Origin of the sequence: Paenibacillus sp. IITD108 (genome assembly GCF_036541265.1) — a bacterium.
In the GTDB taxonomy this organism is placed as follows: domain Bacteria; phylum Bacillota; class Bacilli; order Paenibacillales; family Paenibacillaceae; genus Pristimantibacillus.
Genome location: NZ_JAZHCT010000019.1, coordinates 75,535 through 94,722, shown reverse-complemented (window position 1 = coordinate 94,722; position 19,188 = coordinate 75,535). Strand labels below are relative to the sequence as shown.

Annotated in this window: 15 protein-coding genes and 1 pseudogene; 15 read left to right on the top strand and 1 reads right to left on the bottom strand. The window is 43.7% G+C overall.

Translation table 11 applies throughout. The features are described 5' to 3' along the window. Positions 1 to 26 precede the first annotated feature (26 nt). The 8 genes from V1L65_RS17340 (at position 27) to V1L65_RS17305 (ending at position 9,780) form a co-directional block, all read left to right on the top strand. The gene (locus V1L65_RS17340; RefSeq protein WP_331700470.1) at positions 27 to 641 is read left to right on the top strand and encodes a TetR/AcrR family transcriptional regulator; all 615 of its coding nucleotides are present in this window, start codon (positions 27 to 29) and stop codon (positions 639 to 641) included. A gap of 46 nt (positions 642 to 687) precedes the next feature. Further along, positions 688 to 2,991 carry an MMPL family transporter gene (locus V1L65_RS17335; RefSeq protein WP_331700469.1) on the top strand — a complete coding sequence of 768 codons (2,304 nt, stop codon included), beginning with the start codon at positions 688 to 690 and terminating at the stop codon, positions 2,989 to 2,991. Positions 2,992 to 3,221: 230 nt separating this feature from the next. Next, positions 3,222 to 4,475, top strand: coding sequence for a mechanosensitive ion channel family protein (locus V1L65_RS17330; protein WP_331700508.1), 1,254 nt, complete (start codon positions 3,222 to 3,224; stop codon positions 4,473 to 4,475). A gap of 376 nt (positions 4,476 to 4,851) precedes the next feature. After that, the gene (locus V1L65_RS17325) at positions 4,852 to 6,096 is read left to right on the top strand and encodes an ABC transporter substrate-binding protein (protein ID WP_331700507.1); all 1,245 of its coding nucleotides are present in this window, start codon (positions 4,852 to 4,854) and stop codon (positions 6,094 to 6,096) included. Between the two features lie 120 nt (positions 6,097 to 6,216). Next, positions 6,217 to 7,068 carry a carbohydrate ABC transporter permease gene (locus tag V1L65_RS17320; protein ID WP_331700467.1) on the top strand — a complete coding sequence of 284 codons (852 nt, stop codon included), beginning with the start codon at positions 6,217 to 6,219 and terminating at the stop codon, positions 7,066 to 7,068. Between the two features lie 12 nt (positions 7,069 to 7,080). Next, complete coding sequence (locus tag V1L65_RS17315) at positions 7,081 to 7,965, top strand: carbohydrate ABC transporter permease (RefSeq protein WP_331700466.1); 885 nt, start codon at positions 7,081 to 7,083, stop codon at positions 7,963 to 7,965. Between the two features lie 111 nt (positions 7,966 to 8,076). Continuing rightward, positions 8,077 to 9,375, top strand: coding sequence for an NCS2 family permease (locus tag V1L65_RS17310; protein WP_331700465.1), 1,299 nt, complete (start codon positions 8,077 to 8,079; stop codon positions 9,373 to 9,375). Positions 9,376 to 9,417: 42 nt separating this feature from the next. Beyond that, a complete protein-coding gene (locus V1L65_RS17305) occupies positions 9,418 to 9,780 on the top strand; it encodes a hypothetical protein (protein WP_331700464.1) in 363 nt (120 codons plus the stop codon). 67 nt (positions 9,781 to 9,847) lie between these two features. Here V1L65_RS17305 and V1L65_RS17300 read toward each other — a convergent pair. Beyond that, a pseudogene (locus V1L65_RS17300) lies at positions 9,848 to 10,028 on the bottom strand (VOC family protein). A 114-nt stretch (positions 10,029 to 10,142) separates the two neighbouring features. Here V1L65_RS17300 and V1L65_RS17295 point away from each other — a divergent pair. The 7 genes from V1L65_RS17295 to V1L65_RS17265 all read left to right on the top strand — a co-directional run bounded on the left by V1L65_RS17295 (position 10,143) and on the right by V1L65_RS17265 (position 19,160). Continuing rightward, entirely contained in the window at positions 10,143 to 10,760 is a 618-nt protein-coding gene (locus V1L65_RS17295; RefSeq protein WP_331700463.1) for a TetR family transcriptional regulator, read from the top strand. Further along, the gene (locus tag V1L65_RS17290; protein WP_331700462.1) at positions 10,757 to 11,659 is read left to right on the top strand and encodes an alpha/beta fold hydrolase; all 903 of its coding nucleotides are present in this window, start codon (positions 10,757 to 10,759) and stop codon (positions 11,657 to 11,659) included. The genes V1L65_RS17295 and V1L65_RS17290 overlap by 4 nt, the downstream gene beginning before the upstream one ends. A 157-nt stretch (positions 11,660 to 11,816) precedes the next feature. Then, positions 11,817 to 14,057, top strand: a complete 2,241-nt coding sequence (locus tag V1L65_RS17285) for an AraC family transcriptional regulator (RefSeq protein ID WP_331700460.1) — start codon at positions 11,817 to 11,819, stop codon at positions 14,055 to 14,057. A gap of 169 nt (positions 14,058 to 14,226) precedes the next feature. Beyond that, on the top strand, positions 14,227 to 15,168 hold the full coding sequence (locus V1L65_RS17280) for an ABC transporter permease (protein WP_331700459.1): 942 nt from the start codon (positions 14,227 to 14,229) through the stop codon (positions 15,166 to 15,168). Positions 15,169 to 15,175: 7 nt separating this feature from the next. Further along, entirely contained in the window at positions 15,176 to 16,036 is an 861-nt protein-coding gene (locus V1L65_RS17275; protein ID WP_331700458.1) for a carbohydrate ABC transporter permease, read from the top strand. 34 nt (positions 16,037 to 16,070) lie between these two features. Beyond that, the gene (locus V1L65_RS17270) at positions 16,071 to 17,606 is read left to right on the top strand and encodes an extracellular solute-binding protein (RefSeq protein WP_331700457.1); all 1,536 of its coding nucleotides are present in this window, start codon (positions 16,071 to 16,073) and stop codon (positions 17,604 to 17,606) included. 87 nt (positions 17,607 to 17,693) lie between these two features. Further along, on the top strand, positions 17,694 to 19,160 hold the full coding sequence (locus V1L65_RS17265) for an arylsulfatase (protein ID WP_331700456.1): 1,467 nt from the start codon (positions 17,694 to 17,696) through the stop codon (positions 19,158 to 19,160). The last annotated feature ends 28 nt before the right edge of the window (positions 19,161 to 19,188 follow it).

The window sequence follows — 19,188 nt, the reverse complement described above, 5'->3', positions numbered from 1 at the left end:
TGAGGTGTACGCGTAGTCGGTTAATAATGAAAAAATATAGCCTACGGGATATGAAAAGGGAAGCAACCGCGAATGCGCTAGCCGATGCAGCGTTCGCACTTGCCCAGGAGAGGGGGCTTGATGGCTTCGTCGTGGAAGATATCGTTCAGCAGGCTGGCTACTCTCGGAGAACGTTCGCTAATTATTATTCCTGCAAGGAGGAAGCGGTGGCTGCAGCTGCCGTTAACTTTAAGGGAGCGGATGAAGTCATTCAATGGATAGAGGCATTAGACGAGGAGATGTCCTTGCTAGACAGCCTGTACCAATTGATGAAACTGCAATTGACGGCAGAGCATATCCGCAAATTACGCCAGCTCGTGTCACTTTCGAAACAGTACCCCACACTAGAGCCGTATATCCTCAGCGCATTTTATGGTTTGCAAAAAAACGCTTTGGAAATGTTAAACGAGCTGTCTCGCGGACGTTATCCCGAAGGATATACCCATCTTCTTACCGGCGCGGTTTATGGGGCCGTAATGCCCTTGCTGGACGGCAGCCTGAACGTGCATCTTCCAGAACATTCAACCGCCGAAGCTGCTGACGCTGTCACATTCGACCAATATTTAGACACTATGTTCAACTGTTTGCGCAGCGGTTTTTAGCGTATTGTCATCGTAATTCTAGTAGGTAAAGGAGAAATTCTGCCATATGTCCACTTTTTTATATAAATTAGGCAAGTCAGCATATACGAAACCCTGGTACTTCATCATCAGTTGGATTGCAATTCTCGGGATTGTTCTCGCTATTCTCGGTGTCAATGGCATACATGTCAGTTCCGAAATGAAAATAGAGGGCACGGAGTCTCAGAAGGTGCTGGACCAGTTAGCGAAAGAACTGCCGGAAGCTTCTGGAGGACAAGCAAGCATCTTGTTTAAGGCGCCTCAAGGTGAACGCTTGGACACAGAGGAACGTTTAGGATCTATCGCCGAAGCTGTTAATAAGGTATATAACCTTGAATATGTCATTAATCCTATAGAATTGGCTGCAAAAGCCGGGGTTTCGACGAGTGACGCTGCCCAAGGAAATGAAGCCGCACAAGCAGCTGCTGGTGAAATGCCTCCCTTTAGTCCGCTGATCGTTAATGGCATGCCGATACCTGGCGTGATGCTTGCTTCTGATGGCAGCGTTGCTTTGTTCCAGTTCCAATTCACCGTGCAACAAATGTCACTGCCGGATTCGGTTCCTGACTCTGTCATCGAAGCTGCTAAAGCTGTTGAGAAGGCTGGAATCACGGCATTGCCAAGCGACTCGCTTATGAGCAAGCCAGCCATTGGTTCGACAGAAGCAATCGGCATTGTCGTCGCTGCTGTTGTGCTTTTCATGACGCTCGGTTCAGTTGTTGCAGCAGGTTTGCCGCTTATGACTGCTCTTATGGGAGTTGGGATAAGTGTAGGAGGAGCTTATGCTTTTTCGAAAATGTTCCATATGACCGATCTTACGCCTGTCCTTGCGCTTATGGTTGGGCTCGCTGTTGGCATCGACTATTCTCTGTTTATAGTAAACCGTCAGCGCCGCATGATTCTCGAACAGGGACTTAGCGCCCAGGAAGCTGCGAGCAGAGCGGTCGGCACTGCCGGAAGTGCTGTGTTTTTTGCCGGATTAACCGTCATAATTGCTTTATGCGGCATGCTTGTGATCGGAATTGGCTTCTTATCTGCGATGGCGCTTGTAGCGGCTCTGGCAGTTCTTGTTAATGTATTGGTTGCCCTCACCCTGTTGCCGGCTCTGCTTGCCCTGGTAGGTGAGCGAATCTGTTCGGCAAAAGCTCGTTTGAAGAGCAGTAATGCTGCACAGCAAACTCGTAATAGGGCTGCACAGCGCTGGGTAACTGCAGTTGTGAAAGGCCGCTGGATCATTATTGTCGGCGTCATAGTGCTCCTTGGATTGGCGGCAATTCCGGTGACAAAAATGGAAATGGGTATTCCTTCTGGTGCGACGGCGAACTTGGATACCCCAGCAAGACAAAGCTATGATGCGATTTCAGATGGCTTTGGCGAGGGCTTCAACGGCCCGTTGCTATTGGTTGTCGAACCTCAGGGCTCCTCGGATATACTATCACCCGAGACACTAGGCTTATTGGTTCATGAGTTGCAGAATCATGACAATGTTTCGTTGGTCAGCCTTATGGGCTTGAACCAAACTAGCGATATGGCCATTATAAGTCTTATTCCGGAAACAGGCCCAACTGACACTGAGACGAAGAACCTGGTACAAGAGCTTCGCGCTTCGGACTCCAGCATGGCGCAGGCGAATGATGTCTCGATTGGGGTAACTGGATTTACAGCGATCAACATTGATATGTCGTCGAGGCTGGCTGAGGTGTTTCCACTTTACGTGGGAATTATCGTCATTCTCTCGCTTATTATTTTATTGCTGGTATTCCGTTCCATAATTGTTCCGGTCAAAGCGACGGTCGGTTTTCTTCTCAGTATTCTTGCCACCTTCGGTGTCACTACGGCCGTGTATCAATGGGGATGGCTGCATGCCTTCTTTGGTTTCGACACGGGTGGTCCGCTGTTAAGCTTTATGCCGATCATGGTTACAGGCATTCTGTATGGGCTCGCGATGGATTATCAGGTTTTTCTTGTGAGCTCTATGCGCGAATCCTACGTTCATGGGCATCACGGGACGGAGAGTGTTATTCACGGATACGATCAAGCTAGCCGCGTTGTAGTAGCTGCAGCCGTGATTATGGTGTCTGTCTTTGCGGGCTTTATCTTCGCCCATGATATTATGATCAAACAAATTGGTTTTGCGCTTGCTGTTGGTATTCTAATCGATGCTTTCATCATTCGTATGGCACTAGTTCCTGCTGTCATGGCGGTCTTCGGTGATAAGGCCTGGTGGCTGCCAAAATGGTTAGATCGTTTGCTGCCGAACCTGGACGTAGAAGGAGATAAACTTATTGCTAAATTAAAGACCAAAGAAGGAACGTCAAATATCATCTCCTAGCCTCAATGATTAGAGTATTTCTCATACCATATAGTAAACACCTTCAAGAGTTTGAAAGCATGTCGTAAGACATGTAATCAACCTTGAAGGTGTTTTATTAGTAGTAACCATGAAAAATTGCTTAACAACTAAAATTCCTCTATAATAGTAGGCCAATGTACAAGAATTAGGAGGAAACCATGGATTTATTAAAAAAGCAGCTGGACGGAAATGGCTTGGGCGAGCAAACCATGGGATTTATAAAAAAACAGCTGGATGATTATGGAATGACTGAGCAAGCCATTGGTTATCTTTCGAATATAACTATGATTATATTGATAGCTTTGGTCTGCATACTGGCTAATTTCATAACAAAAAAAATCGTGCTAAAGACGATCATTCATATCGTTAATAACAACCGGTTTACATGGGATAACATTATTGTAGAGAAAAAAGTGTTCCACAAGCTGTCGCATATCGTGCCGGCGATTATAATTTATAACTCTGCGTCAATGTTTCCAGCCTATCAGACTTTGATTGAAAAAGCTGCGGTAACTTATATAATTATCGTAACCATCGCGGTATTTAATGCGCTGCTCAACGCTTTCGAGGCGATTTACCGCTCATTTGAAGTGTCCAAGATCAGGCCGATCAAGGGATACATTCAGGTTATCAAGATTGTTCTATTTATTATCGGCGGCATTGTGGTGATTTCGAATCTCATCGGTCAGAACCCGCTTATTATTCTTAGCGGACTAGGTGCATTGTCAGCTGTTCTAATGCTTATTTTTAAGGACTCCATATTAGGACTCGTGGCAGGTGTTCAATTATCCTCCAATGATATGGTGCGTGTAGGAGATTGGATTGAGATGCCCAAATATAATGCCGATGGTGACGTGATCGACATTACTTTGAACACGGTTAAGGTCATGAATTTCGATAAAACGATTACGATGATCCCGAGCTATGCGCTCATTTCAGATTCGTTCAAAAACTGGAGAGGGATGCAGGCATCAGGCGGCAGAAGAATTAAACGAAGTGTATATATCGATACGAATAGTATTACTTTCTGTACGGAGGAAATGCTTGAGCAATTTCAGAGAATTCACTATCTTACTGAATATATCACGACAAGGGTAGAGGAAATCAAAGCATATAACCTAAAACACCAGATTAATACGGAAAGCAAGGTGAACGGAAGACATCTTACGAACATTGGCGTGTTCAGAGTGTATATACAGCAGTATCTCAGAAATCATCCGAAAATTCATCAGAATATGACGCTGATTGTCAGACAGCTGGCGCCAGGCGAAAATGGGCTGCCTCTGGAAATATACGCATTTGCCAATGATATTAATTGGGGAGTATACGAATCGATTCAGGCGGATATTTTTGATCATATTTTTGCAGTGGCGCCGAAATTTGGACTTCGTCCTTTCCAAAACCCGACTGGCTATGATATTGCTCGTATAAAAGAAAGCGCTGAATATGCGAGGGAACATTGAGATGAAAGAAATAAGAATATCCCTAAATAGATTTATCATTATATTCCAAACCCGGCCTGTAACTCAGGCTGGGTTTATTTAATAATAAGAAAGTATAAGTTTTTGTAACCTTATATCTTTTCTTATATTTCAACGGTAAACGCGCCAGTCCAAAGGACGGCGGAGCCGTGTATCCTTGGTTTTAGCGAGTATTTATCTTTCGGTGAAAAAAAATGCCGCCATTTACAAATTAAAAAGTAATTTTTTTTATAAATCAGGGTGGAACGTATTGACAGAGCAAGTGGACTTAAATAGAATCAGTATCAGGAATATCTGTAAGAATTATCATGTATTTATTAATGTTTGAAAAAAAGGGGGAATGAGACCATTGGTAAAAATGAAAGGGCTTTCAACTGTATTGGTTGCGTTATGTTTGGTACTGATTGTAGGCTGTGCTAACGCTGGTGGATCGAAGAAAAATGTTGAAATTAAATTTTGGACCATTTCATTAAGCCCTACTTTCGATGATTACATTAACGGATTAATTGATCAATTTGAAGCAGAGAATGAAGGTGTAACGGTCATATGGGAGGATATTCCGTATGATACCGTTGAACAGCGTGTATTGACTGCAGCGGCTTCTAAGCAGCTGGCAGATGTATTGAATTTGAATACGGATTACTTAAAGAAGCTGGCAGCTGTTGGAGCAGTTGCTGATCTCACTGAAAAAGCTGCAGATGTAAAGGATGACTTCTTTGAAGGCGTATGGGAAGCGGGCAACTTAGGAAATAAAACCTATGCGCTGCCTTGGTATTTATCTACTGGCGGAATGTTGTACAACAAGGAATTGCTGGCAAAAGCCGGATTTGATCACCCGCCTGCTACAGATGAAGAAGCTTGGCAAATGTCAGAAGTGCTTTATGAGAAATTAGGCGTATATGGAAATACGCCAAAGGATATTCATTTATACCTTCCGCAAAACGGAATTCCTCTAGTTTCAAGTGACCTCAAGAGTGCTGCTATCAACACACCCGAAGCCGTTGAAGTATTTAAGCAATTTAAAGAAAGATTTGATAAAGGTCTTATTCCAAGAGAAATTTTATTAGGGCAAGCGAAACCAAATGAATGGTATGCACAAGAGAAAATGGCATGGTGGGGCACAGGTCCTCAGCTTTTCCGTCAGGTTAATGATTTGGCGCCTGAAGTTTACAAAAAGTCTGATGCCGCTCCTTCCATTCTAGGAACGTCTGGCTATTATCATATTGCCATTATGAATATAGCCGTATCAGCCAAATCAAAGGCGCCTAAAGAGGCGTTGGCGTTTGCTAAATTTGTTACGAATGCTGAAAGCCAACTCGAATTCAGCAAGATCGTCGCAATCCTTCCATCTGTCAAGAAAGCTGCAGCGGATGAGTATTTTACACAAGGCGAAAATTCTGAAGATCCGTCAGAAAAAGGCAAGTTTTACGCAGCTGCGCAGTTAGAGCGCGCTAAAGATATGTTCGCGCCTGTCGAAAATATTTCCGAAATTAATAAAGCGGTCAATGAAGAATTCCAACGCGTATTGCTTGAAAATAAAGACCCGCAAAAAGCGATTGAAGATGCTGAGGCACGCATTAATGAACTATTACAAACGAAATAAATTGACCTTTCATTTAGTGTGAAAATTTAGAAATTGTTGTAAGGCATTCATCGGTGCATAAGCATAGTGGATGCCTTACCTTTATCCAAATGCAGAAATACCTATGTGAGGAGAGGTTGCATGTACAAAGCAAGACACGCATGGATGTTTCTCGCACCGGCCGGATTATTGCTTGCAACGTTCAGTTTAATCCCAGCTCTTGCGGCGCTTGTACTTAGCTTTACAAACTACAATGTATTTGAGCCTGTAGATTGGGTGGGGATAGATAATTTTATTAGAGCATTTAATGATAAGAAGTTTTGGAGCGCTTTAGGCAATACCTTCTATTATTGGATATTGGTAACGCCTGCACTGGTCGTGCTTCCTGTGTTTATCGCGATTCTTGTCAATCAAAGGCTGATCGGGATAAAGCTTTATCGTCTGGTCTATTATTTTCCTGCACTTGTCTCTGTTGTAATTACAGCGATTTTGTGGAATTGGATTTTTGCTAGTGACGGGATTTTTAATTATGTCGCAAGCTTATTTGGCATCGCGCCGATCAACTGGCTGACCAGCAAACAGTTTGTCATGATTAGCTTAGCACTAGTTACTATTTGGCAAGGGTTAGGCTATTATATGCTATTTTACTTAGCTGGTTTGCAGTCCGTGCCAACCGATTTGTATGAGGCTGCTGAATTGGACGGTGCAGGCTTTAGGCAAAAACATTTTTACATTACGTTTCCGATGCTGAGACCTATTATTTTCTTTATAACCGTTATGTCAACGATGTCAGCCTTCAAGGAATTCACACTTATGCTGGCAATGACGGAGGGCGGACCGATCGGGTCTTCGACAACTATCGTCTATCTCGTGTTTGATAAGGCATTTAAGCAATTGGAAATGGGGTATGCGAGCGCCGTTTCCTTTATATTGTTTATTATTATTTTGATTATTACATTAATTAACAAAAGAGCCCTGGATCGCCCGTCTTAAGGAGGTGGCTGCATGCAGACAAATACAATGACAACCAAAAAGCCTAGTATAAAAATGAGAAGATCACTTACTAGTATGAAAATCACACGCTATATCGTTTCTTATTTTTTATTAACGCTAGTAGCTGTTATTACGATTGTTCCTTTTTTATGGTCGGTTTCCACCGCACTAAAAGGGCAAAACGAAGCGATTTTTTCATTTCCGCCTAAATTTATTCCCGAAAATATTACATTTGAAAACTTTATAACCGTCTGGAACTCACTCCCTATCCCGTTATATTTGTGGAATAGCACAATATTAGCGTTCTGGGGTGTGCTGCTGCCAGTACTATTTTGTTCGTTAGCTGCATTTCCGTTAGCACGCATGAATTTCAAGGGGAAAAATACGGTATTTCTAATTATACTTGCGACCATGATGATTCCAGGTGAAGTAACGATGATCCCCATTTATTTGATTTTAGATAAATTAAATCTTATCGGTTCCTTTTCAGGGGTCATACTTCCAGGGGCTGTATCTGCGTTTGGCATCTTTTTATTGAGACAGGCTTTTGTAGGCATTCCCAAGGATATTGATGAATCGGCAATTATTGATGGAGCTTTGCCTTGGCAGGTTTGGTGGTATATATTGATACCTATGGTAAAGCCAATGCTGGCTACACTTGCAATATTAAGCTTCATAGGTGCCTGGAACAACTTTTTATGGCCGCTTCTAGTTTTACAGGATCCCAAAACATATCCGTTAACCGTCGGATTATACGACTTAAAGGGAACTTTTGTTACCAACACGAGGCTAGTATCGGCAGGTGCTATGATCGCCCTTTTACCTATTATGATTGTATTTGTAGCGTTCCAAAACTTTTTCATTAAAGGTGCATACAGCAGTGCTGTTAAGGGCTAGCATTTTCATCAAGGAAATTATTCCTAACTACGAGTATAGGTTGTATGTACTTTTACATAACCTATACCTAGTTAGGTTTTTGTGTTTATCCTTGTATGGAGGAAAAGAGATATGGAATCGTGGTTCAAGTTCAAAGAACGCAGCACATCTATTCGAACAGAGCTGTTGGCGGGAATTACCACCTTTTTTACGATGGTGTATATCGTTATTGTAAATCCTGGCATACTTAGCCAAGCGGGGATGGATTTTAACGGGGTGTTTGTAGCTACCGTATTAGCGAGCATTATAGGGACGCTTATTATGGGACTTGCTGCTAATTATCCGATTGTCATTGCACCGGGAATGGGGCTGAACGCTTACTTTGCATTCAGTGTCGTCGGCGGCAAAGGCGTTTCGTGGGAGACTGCGCTTGGAGCGGTATTCATTGCAGGGGTGCTGTTTATTTTGCTGTCGTTAACATCTTTTCGGTTTATGCTTTTGGATGCGATCCCGGCCAGCTTGAAGCACGCGATTACAGCTGGGATCGGATTGTTCATTACGTTTATTGGCTTGCAAAATTCCGGCATTATTGTGAGCTCGCCGGCTACTTTGCTGACGTTGGGCTCACTTGTTGAACCCCAGGCTATACTCACCATTGTCGGACTGATAATAACGCTGATATTAATGGCTTTCCGTGTAAAAGGCTACTTATTTATTGGGATGCTGATTACCGGCATAATTGCAGGAGTCAGCGGGCTGCTGAAGCTGCCTGAAAAGCTAGTCGCTCTGCCAAGCGGCTTATCATCGACTTTTTTTCAGATGGATATTGGTGGCGTATTTGCTAATGGGCTTTATGCGATTATTTTTACGTTTCTGCTTATAACCTTATTCGACACAACCGGTACGATGCTTGGTGTGGCGGAACAGGCGGGTCTGGTGAAGGGCGGAAAGTTCCCACGCGCACGAGGAGCGCTGCTCGCTGATGCGATTGGGACTACGACGGGGGCAGTAATGGGAACAAGCCCGACCTCGGCGTTCATTGAATCCAGTGCAGGGGTTGCGGTTGGCGGCAGGACGGGATTGACAGCTGTTACTGTTAGCATTCTGCTCGGACTTACGTTATTTTTTTCTCCAGTTATTGCAGTGCTTGCCACATTTCCTGCCATTACGGCGCCTGTGTTGATTATTGTCGGTTTTCTTATGATTAATGTTGTATCGAAAATCGACTGGAGCGACTTTGAGATTGCCTTCCCAGCGTTTTTAATTATCGTGATTTTACCTTTTTCCTATAGCATTGCAACCGGCATCGGTGTCGGTTTTATTACATATCCGATCTTAAAGGCAGTTAGGGGCAAGTGGCGCGAGGTGCATCCTATCTTTTATTTGTTCGCAGTTCTATTCTTTATTCAGCTTGCTTTTTTTGGACATTAGGAGTACGTTAATTTTTATCAACAGGAAAGTTAGGTGTAGGAGATGAGTGAAAAGCTTTGGTTAGTTGTACAGTTTCCGATGAAAAGCGCGAAGGGGAATCAACGTGATGAATGGTTGAAAAATAAAGTGATTGAATATTTAGATTTATTTTTAGCTAATGCAGAGCTTGGTTATGTGGACGGCTTTGATATGGGAAAATGTGTGTCTGATCCAAATCAATATGCACTTAACATTTTTTGCGTTGTTACAGATGAAGCAAGAAGCATTGCTTTAATTAAGAGAGTTTTAAAGGAGTACAGGCTGGATTATACACGCATAAAAATGGCTACTATGCCTTTTGAAAACGGAGAAACATATACACTTAAATACGCCTATAAAAAAGGCGTAACGGAATTTTCACTATAGCTGCTTAGAAAATGAAGACCCAGACCTCGCGCGGACTGGGTTTTATAATCATCATATATGGGCTAAGTTATTTGGCATTCTCATCTGGATGATGAATGCCCAAAATATTGCCTTCTGTATCTATATAATAGCCTTGCCACAGCGTAATCGCTCCAATCCTCGAACGTCCACCCGAACACCTCGCCATAAAACTTTTTGGCGCGCTTCGCATCGTCGACATGAATTTCAAAATGAACTAATCTGCCCATAATTACCTCCTGCGAGATGACTTTTCATGATCTTTGGCCATTGTAAAAGGAGAGTGCTCTCTTTATAATAAAAGAGACTACTCTCGTTTTAATTTAGGATCGGAGATATTTTATATGCCTAAAATTACACAACAAAAAAAAGAAGCAGTTCGAATGGATATTTTGAATACCGCACGAAATGTTTTCATAGAAAAAGGATATGAAGCGGCTTCCATGAGCGATATCGTAACAGGCTCTAACAGGAGCTTCGGAGGTGTGTATCTCTACTACTCCAATAAAGAAGATATTTTTCTTGATTTGCTTCGTCGTGAGTATAACAATATGGCTTTGAATTTCGCGTCAGATAGCAGTACATGGAGCGCATTTGTACAATTCATGAAGGAGCAAGAAAAACGTATACGGGAGGTAGATGCTAGTCTAGCACCTTGCTTGTATGAATACTTTATTGCCGGCCGGAGAAAAGAGGAGCGGCGCAAGCTTATCGATGAACGGTATGAGGCTGTGTATAATAACATCTTTACCTTTTTAAATAATGGCGTACAGCGGGGGGAGCTTTATCCGTCACAGCCCCTGGAAACTTTTGTGCATTGGCTCATTTCGTTGCTTGACGGACTCTTTTTAGAAAGTATGATCAACGGTTTTGAAAACATACAATTAGCCAAGCAATTTGAGTTTATATTGACGGTTTGCCGATCTGCACTTATGCCATCCGAGATGGGGGAAAGCCAATGACAAGTACAGCCTTGAGTGAATTGCCTATATTTAAAAGTGAAGCAGGCTCAAAGCTGTTTGCAGATTGTTACGAGAAGCTTATGACGTACTGGCCAGGTCCATATGAAACGATGGAGATCAAGACTGAATTCGGCTTGTGTCATGTGATCGCTTGCGGACCTGAAGAAGGGAAGCCCGTCTTAATGTTTCATGGCATGACGAGCAATTCGGCATTGTGGTACCCGACCATTGAAGCGCTGACGGATTGCCGTGTTTTTTGTATTGATACGCCAGGAGATTTCGGGAAAAGTAAGGTGATTAAACAAATTCGGACGCCAGAGGATGCTGTGCTTTGGATGGATCAATTATTGGTTGGGCTTAAGCTTGAAAAGCCGGCCTTTATCGGTCACTCCATGGGAGGCTGGCTCTGTTCAAATTATGCTACAGCGCGGCCAGAGCGAATCGAACGGCTGGTGCTGCTTGCGCCTGTGGCGACATTTTTGCCCATCCCATTTCTGAGGCTGCTCCGAAAAGTCTATCCTGCGATGCTATGGCCTAAGCCTGATCGCATACGCCGAGCGTGGGATTGGTTTTGCACGAAAGGTTTTTCCCTGCCGCCGCATGTGATGGATTTGGTAATCGCCGCCTATACACACGGCCGCTCGCAGCTTCCGGTTGTCCCGCGAGTCATTAGCAAGGAAGCTTGGAGCAAGCTTTCAGCGCCGGTTCTGTTCCTTGTAGGGGATGAGGAGAAAATTTACAAGGCAAATAAAGTGATGGAGCGTGTCAAAAAAACGCTGCAAGATTCAGAGGTCATCCTGATTAATGGAGCGGGGCATTGTCTGATTATAGAGCAGCAATCAGCTGTGAATGAAGCGATTCGAAGGTTTATTACGGTCATGGATGACCGCACCGCCTGACTGTAAAAGAAATTTCACAACAAAATGAAGTGAAAAAGAAAGTGGAAGTAAATAGGTGAGTAAGTAGTTTTTATGAGATACGCAGGTATGACTTGCGCGATGGCCTCATGGTATTATAATTAGAATACATGAGGCTGTCCCGCGAGGAGGATCGGATATGCTGCAGAGTCCGAGGAAATTGTTCCGCAAACATCTAATGCTGTTTTTTATGACAATACTTATACCAGCGGTTCTCTTTCTTGCTTTTAACTTATACAGATCATCGAATCAACTGGTCCAAACCATTGAAGAGCATTCCGCCAATCAGCTGAATCAAATGAACCGCAGTCTGGACAGCTTGATCGCCAATGTCGATCAATTGGCGATCCAGTTGTCTTTAACGCCTTCGATCTACGATTTATTGAAAGAGCCATATCGATTGTCGATCTATGATTATTCCGTTATTAAAGAGCAGCTTCGTGGATGGACAACGTCGAACTCGATTATTTCTTCGCTTGCCCTTCATATTTACCAAAATGAAAAAGTGTTGACTACTAACGAAGGAATATATGACAGTGCGCATTATTTTGACAGCGATTTCATAGCGGGTTTAAGAAAAGAAGCAACTGAAAAGCATGTATCGTGGACTGGGATTCGTACGGTAAAAGGAAGCGGTGGTATGCCAGATGCAGAGATGCTGTCATTTGCTCGATCTATCCCAGCAACTTCACAGCTTCCGCTTGGCATGCTTATTATCGATATTCAGAAGGGCAGCTTTATGAAAGCAGTACTTAATTCTCCTGCTGCTGGAGAAACGGCCGATACAATTATAGTGCTGGACCCGCAGAATAAATTGGTTTCAGGCGCGCAGACAGGGCTGAATGCCGAACAATTAGCCTTGCATTTGGACAATGGGGAAATGAAGACAGAAGTGATTTCGTTGCCTGATGCGCGTTATTTTGTAACGGCTTACAAGGTTCAGCCATATGGCTGGACGCTGCTGCAGCTAACTCCATACACGATATACAGCAAGCAGATGCAAGCGGATATTGGGCAGGCGTTCATGATATTATTGGCCATTTTGCTGGCCGGGCTAGGCGTATCTTATTTGTTTGCTTCTATTCTGTTCGATCCATGGAGAAGGCTGGCGGAGCGGTTAAGGGAGTATGTAGCCCGGCCGTCTGGTACGATTAAGGCTGATGCGTATAATATTGTGGATCATGCAATTGGGCATCTTATTACGACAGTCGATCAGAATAAACCGATTATTCGAGAGCATATGGTGCAGGAGCTGCTGCGCCATCGACAGCCCAAGGACAACGCCATTATTGAGCAATTCGCCCGTATGGGCATTTGCTTTGAGCATCCGAATTTTCTTGTGCTGCTTATTGTCGTCGAAGCCGGTGTTCAGGATCAAGGCAATGACGTTTATTTGTACAGCTTGGCAGAGGAATTGCTGGCTGCTCGATTTTCTGTTGCCGGTTCCATTCTGGATCGCAGCATGTTTGGCTTTATTGTCAATTTTTCTTCAGATCAGCTGGAAGCTGCGGAACAAGAGCGTTTGGAGCAATGCTTTGGCCAAATCAAGCACGAAGCTTATAATCGCTGGGCAGTGTCGCTTCATGCCGTGGCAGGCGGCATTCGGCCATTGTGGCAGGTGTACGAAGCATATGAGCTGGCTCGCCGTGCTGTCACTTATAGAGCGTTTTGGGCCAGCTCTAATTCTCAGATCGTATATGCCGACGGAGAGCGCGAAGAGCTGGAATTTGATTACCCGGCATCTTACCAAAAACTGCTGCTTAACATCATATTGGCGGGAGATCGGCAAGCGGCAGAAAAACTGGTATCGCAACTGTTCGAAAAATATATTCATCAAAACCACTATTCGCAGCCTAAATTGCAGCAAATGATAGTTATGCTAATGAGCCATATGCTCAGTTCACTTGTCGAAGAAGGCTATGACATTGGAAAGCTAATGGGCGAGGTTAATTTGCTAAATTTGGAAAAATACAAGGACAGCGCGGAATTGCAAGCTTATATTCATTCTGCTATTTATTCGATGATCGATTATATTCACGAGATCCGCAGCGAGACGAGCACGCCGCCGTATATTCAGGAAGCAATTATGTATATGGAAAAGAATTACGACCGCAATATAGCTATGTCAGATGTAGCGGAAGCTGTAGGTATTAGCAGCGGCCATCTAGGCCGGCTGTTTAAAGCGGAAACAGGAAAGCCGCCGCTTGAATATTTGACCCAATATCGTCTGCAGGAAGGCAAAAAGCTGCTGCTGGATACAAGCAAATCTTTGCAAACTATTAGTGAGGCGATCGGATATAATGATGTGCACACGTTTATCCGATTTTTCAAAAAATATGAAGGAATTACACCAGGTGAATATCGCAAAAAGGTCATGTAGCCTTTTCGATATCGATGTAAAGTTTTCGTCGTAACATGATTTATAGCGGTTTTTCCCCATTCTAATCGCAGAGTGGGGATTTACTGTCTTTTAGGGGACCTTTACGATGAAAGCGTAACCATATGCATATGGCAAACTTTCTACCACTACTGAAAAAGGAGGATTACTTGTGAAAGCAGTGTCTTCAGCTCCCGCAACAAGACAAAAATCGGTATGGAATATAAGAAGACATTGGAAAGAATGGGGCAAGCACAAATACTATTTTGCGCTTTTACTGCCGGGCCTTGTATACTTTGCGATATTTCATTATTGGCCTATGGCAGGCATTATGATCGCATTCAAAGATTTCCGATTGCTGGAAGGGATTATGAACAGTCCTTGGGTCGGGCTGAAATGGTTCCGTATTTTATTTGATGCTCCGGACTTTTGGACAGCACTGAAAAATACGATCATCATTAGTATTTATAAGCTTGTATTCAACTTTCCAGCCCCCATCCTGTTGGCTCTGTTATTGAATGAAGTATACAATGCGACCTTTAAGCGAATTGTACAAACGATTGTATACTTTCCGCATTTTTTGTCTTGGGTCATCTTGGGTGGAATCATGTTCTCTTTATTTTCCTCCGGTTCCGGGATATTAAGCTTTCTCGGCATGAAAACCTCCCCATTAATGGATCCTGGATCATTCCGCGGGTTCCTGGTAATTAGCGAGATGTGGAAGGAAATCGGATGGGGAACCATTATTTATTTGGCGGCTATTTCAAGCATAAATCCGGAAATGTATGAAGCCGCTCGGATAGACGGGGCGAACAGATTCCAGCTAGTACGGCATATTACGCTTCCTTCAATAACGAATACCATTGTTATTCTGCTCATTTTGCGCACTGGACAAATTCTGCATGTAGGTTTTGAGCAAATTTTCATTTTGTATAATCCGCTCGTTTTCGATGTATCGGATGTACTGGATACTTATGTGTACCGGACAGGTTTAACGATGGGCAGATATTCATTTGCTACAGCCGCCGGATTATTCCAATCCATCGTAGGCTTGCTGTTGCTGTTGATCACCAATGGCGTGGCCAGACGTTTGGGTGAGCGCGGATTATGGTGAGGTGACTATGAGAAAACATTATTTATCCAGACTTTTTGATTACTCCAATGGACTGATCCTTATTCTGCTAAGCGCGATTACACTCTATCCTTTATGGCATGAAATATCACTGTCATTAAGCTCAAAGACGGAAGCATTGCAGGGAGGCTTTTTCTTCTGGCCCCGCAGCTTTACTTTTCAAGCGTATACAAGCGTCCTTTCCTCAGATTATATTTGGACAGCTTACGGGAATACCATATTTATAACGGTTGCGGGCACTTTATTATCGCTGCTTGTAACATCGAGTATGGCATACCCGCTTGCGAAAAGAACGCTGCCATGGAAAAAGTTATGGCTGACTGTCATTCTCTTTACAATGATTTTCAGCGGCGGTATGATTCCCGTATATTTGATTGTGAAGCAGCTTCATTTGTTAAATACGTTGTGGGCTTTAATTATTCCAAACTTGGCATCCGCATTTAATATCATTATCGTTATTAATTTTATTCGCGGAATTCCGGAGGAAATTGAAGAATCGGCTATGATCGACGGCGCTAATCCAATTCGTATTTACTTTTCTATTATTGTTCCTTTATGCAAGCCGGTATTGGCAACGCTGGCATTGTGGATTGCGGTAGGTTTGTGGAACAATTTTTTTCAGGCGCTTATTTATTTGAATGACAAATCGCTTACAACGCTGCCTTTGCTGATCAGACAAATTATAGCGGGCCAGCAGCTGGCGGAGGAAACAGGGCAATTGTCTGATTCTTCTACGGAGTCGGTTATAGCGGCTACTATTATTCTATCTATTATTCCGATTATTGCTGTTTATCCTTTTTTGCAAAAATATTTTGTAAAGGGCGTTATGCTCGGTTCTGTTAAATCCTAACCAATATTTTGGAGATAAATAGGGAGGTCTTTGTATGCAAAAGAAATGGAAAAGAGTAATGGCAGCAGCTTGCACAGCAGTATTGGCTGTTACAGCCGCAGGCTGTGGAAGCACGACCAATTCAACAACACCAAAAGGCAATACGGCTGAAGAGAAAGCAATTACGTATCAATTTTTACGCAATAGCGGAATAGCCGAATATCCGGCTGATGGCGGAGAAGCTAGAAAGGTGCTTACAGAAGCCGCTGCCAAGGCTGGAGTGAAAGGCGTCGATTTTGTTGCCCAGCAAGCGCCTGGCGATGATTACAATACGAAGCTGAACTTGTTGGCCTCATCGGGTGAGCTTCCAGACTTTTTCGATATTGATGCTTTGACGCTAAGCCGCTTTGTTGAGCAGGGCCTTGTACAGCCTATTGATGAATATTTAAAAGCTGCTCCTAATTTAATGAAGCTGATTCCGCAGCATTACTGGGAGCAAGTTACTTTCGATGGCAAGATTTACGCGCTGCCTAATGGTTTGAGAGAGGAAGCATTTAATAGCCCGAATGTAGGCTCTATTTTGATCAGACAGGATTGGCTGGATACGCTGAATTTGAAAGCGCCTACAAATTTGGATGAGCTTTATACCATTCTAAAAGCATTCGTTAATGACGATCCGGATCAAAATGGAAAGAAAGACACCTTTGGCTTTAGCGGCACCAAACTGTCACGCTTCAATTCTATATTTGGAGCTTACGGGGTAATACCAAACTTTTGGATAGAGAGAGACGGCCAGATCAAGAAAGGCTTCACACTTCCTGAAACGAAGCAAGCGCTCGCTTTGCTGCAGCAGTGGTACAAGGAAGGCTTAATCGACCCTGATTTCCCGGTAATGGAATCCAAACAATTGAACGAGAAAATTATTAATTCCAAAATAGGCTTATTTGAAAATGATGCTTATCTGGTCGATCCCAAAGCGAACCCGACGTCCGAGGCATTAAACAAGACAACGCCGTCTTCCAAGCTTGTTTTAATACCTCCTCCTAAGGGACCTGAGGGTAAATCAGGCACTCCGCAAGTAAATGCAGTAGCGGCTGCTCCACTGCGCGCATTGTCTGTAAATGCACAAGATCCGGAAAGATTGTTCCGTTTCCTGAATTGGTTTGTTGATGACAGTGAAGGCGGAGGATTTAATCTGGCTCTGTACGGCATTGAAGGAACAGACTATACGTACGATAAAGAGAAAAACTTAATTACACAGACGACCAGCTACGCAGATTTATATAAGAAGGGCTATAATAATCCGATTCGAATGGCTTTTATTACAGATAGACGCTGGACTACCGAAGAAGTACGCGCAGCTATTGAAGTTGCTTCGCAAAATGTGATTCCGAATGCATTTTGGAAGACCGTTCCAGCAGAGCTGGATTATCCGGATTTGGAGACGAAGCTTTGGGCTGAATATTTTGTAAAAATCGTTACAGGCGTTTGGCCAATTGAGAAGTTTGATGAATTCGTGGAAAAATATTATCAGCAAGGCGGGACAAAAATTGAGCAGCAAGCAAATGAGGAGTGGAAAAAAGTTAAGTAATAATTAGACCAGGTATAGTAACAGATACGCGTAAATACCAATTGGAGGGTATATACGCGTATCTTGTTTACAAGGAGGCAACGACTTTTGAAACCAAACATACTGTTTATAACCGTTGATCAAATGAGGGGCGATTGCTTGAGCGTGCTTGGGCATCCTGTCGTGCAAACGCCGAATCTAGATAAATTGGCTGAGGATGGCGTTCTATTTACAAGCGCATATTCAGCGACACCAACGTGTATTCCGGCGAGAGCAGCGCTGTTTACTGGAATGAGCCAGCGATCACATGGGCGGGTAGGTTATGAAGAGCATATTCCATGGACTTACGAGCATACGCTGCCCGGTGAGTTAGCCAGGGCTGGATACCATACGCAATGCGTAGGTAAAATGCATGTATACCCGACACGCAGTTTATGCGGCTTTCACCATGTAGTATTGCATGACGGTTATATGCACTATAACCGATATAATGATCGAAATACGTACGCGGAACATTATAATGAGTGTGATGACTATTTGAACGGGTTGAAAAAAACAGCTGGTGCTTCTTACGATCTGATGGATAACGGACTTGATTGCAACGCTTCGACAGTTGCTATGCCTTGGCATTTGGAAGAAAGGCTTCACCCAACAAATTGGGCGGTCACAGAGTCCATTGATTTTTTGCGCAGGCGTGACCCAGGCAAGCCATTTTTTCTTTGGACATCCTTTGTTCGGCCGCATCCGCCATTTGATCCGCCGCAGGCTTATTTTGATATGTATTTAGGGGAACCAATGCCCGATTCACCCGTCGGCGATTGGGTTGATCCCGAGATAGCGAGCGCAGGCTCGAAGCATACAACGACCGGATTTGGCAGCATATCCACAAGCCGCCTCAATCGAGCCAAAGCGGCCTACTATGCTCTTATTACACATCTCGATTACCAAATCGGCCGACTGCTGAATGCATTGAACGAGTATGGCGTGCTGAATAACACAATCGTTGTATTTACTTCTGACCATGGCGAAATGATGGGAGACCACCATTTCTTCCGCAAAGCGCTTGCTTACGAAGGAAGTGCGAAAGTACCTTTAATAGTGGCCGATTATACAGGAAGATTAGGCATCGGCAAAGGGTTTCGCGAGCAAGCTGTGGTGGAATTACGCGATATTATGCCTACACTGCTGGAAGCGGCTGACACAGCCATTCCCGAATCGGTTGACGGCAAAAGCTTGCTGCCTTTATGCCGGGCAGAAGAAAACACCGTTTGGCGGGAATTTATGCACGGGGAACACACCTATGGCGAATTATCGCATCATTATTTGACAAATGGCATGCAAAAATATATCTGGTATTCACAAAACGGAGAAGAGCAATTGTTTGATCTGACTGTTGACCCGGGCGAATTGCATAATCTGGCGGGTAACCCGGAGTGGCAATCGGTACTGCAAAGCTGGAGAGAACGGCTTGTACAGGAATTAACGGGGCGCGAGGAAGGCTATGTAGATGACGGCGAGCTAGTAGTTGGAAGAAAGCCGAAGACCGTGCTCAGCCATTTAAGGAGAAGCATCTAACGCTGTTTTGAAGCTATATTATGTAATG

Bases quoted from the DNA above. Each gene is read 5' to 3' on its own strand.
- V1L65_RS17340 (WP_331700470.1), top strand. From the start codon at position 27: ATGAAAAAATATAGCCTACGGGATATGAAAAGGGAAGCAACCGCGAAT.
- V1L65_RS17335 (WP_331700469.1), top strand. From the start codon at position 688: ATGTCCACTTTTTTATATAAATTAGGCAAGTCAGCATATACGAAACCC.
- V1L65_RS17330 (WP_331700508.1), top strand. From the start codon at position 3,222: ATGGGATTTATAAAAAAACAGCTGGATGATTATGGAATGACTGAGCAA.
- V1L65_RS17325 (WP_331700507.1), top strand. From the start codon at position 4,852: ATGAAAGGGCTTTCAACTGTATTGGTTGCGTTATGTTTGGTACTGATT.
- V1L65_RS17320 (WP_331700467.1), top strand. From the start codon at position 6,217: ATGTACAAAGCAAGACACGCATGGATGTTTCTCGCACCGGCCGGATTA.
- V1L65_RS17315 (WP_331700466.1), top strand. From the start codon at position 7,081: ATGCAGACAAATACAATGACAACCAAAAAGCCTAGTATAAAAATGAGA.
- V1L65_RS17310 (WP_331700465.1), top strand. From the start codon at position 8,077: ATGGAATCGTGGTTCAAGTTCAAAGAACGCAGCACATCTATTCGAACA.
- V1L65_RS17305 (WP_331700464.1), top strand. From the start codon at position 9,418: ATGAGTGAAAAGCTTTGGTTAGTTGTACAGTTTCCGATGAAAAGCGCG.
- V1L65_RS17295 (WP_331700463.1), top strand. From the start codon at position 10,143: ATGCCTAAAATTACACAACAAAAAAAAGAAGCAGTTCGAATGGATATT.
- V1L65_RS17290 (WP_331700462.1), top strand. From the start codon at position 10,757: ATGACAAGTACAGCCTTGAGTGAATTGCCTATATTTAAAAGTGAAGCA.
- V1L65_RS17285 (WP_331700460.1), top strand. From the start codon at position 11,817: ATGCTGCAGAGTCCGAGGAAATTGTTCCGCAAACATCTAATGCTGTTT.
- V1L65_RS17275 (WP_331700458.1), top strand. From the start codon at position 15,176: ATGAGAAAACATTATTTATCCAGACTTTTTGATTACTCCAATGGACTG.
- V1L65_RS17270 (WP_331700457.1), top strand. From the start codon at position 16,071: ATGCAAAAGAAATGGAAAAGAGTAATGGCAGCAGCTTGCACAGCAGTA.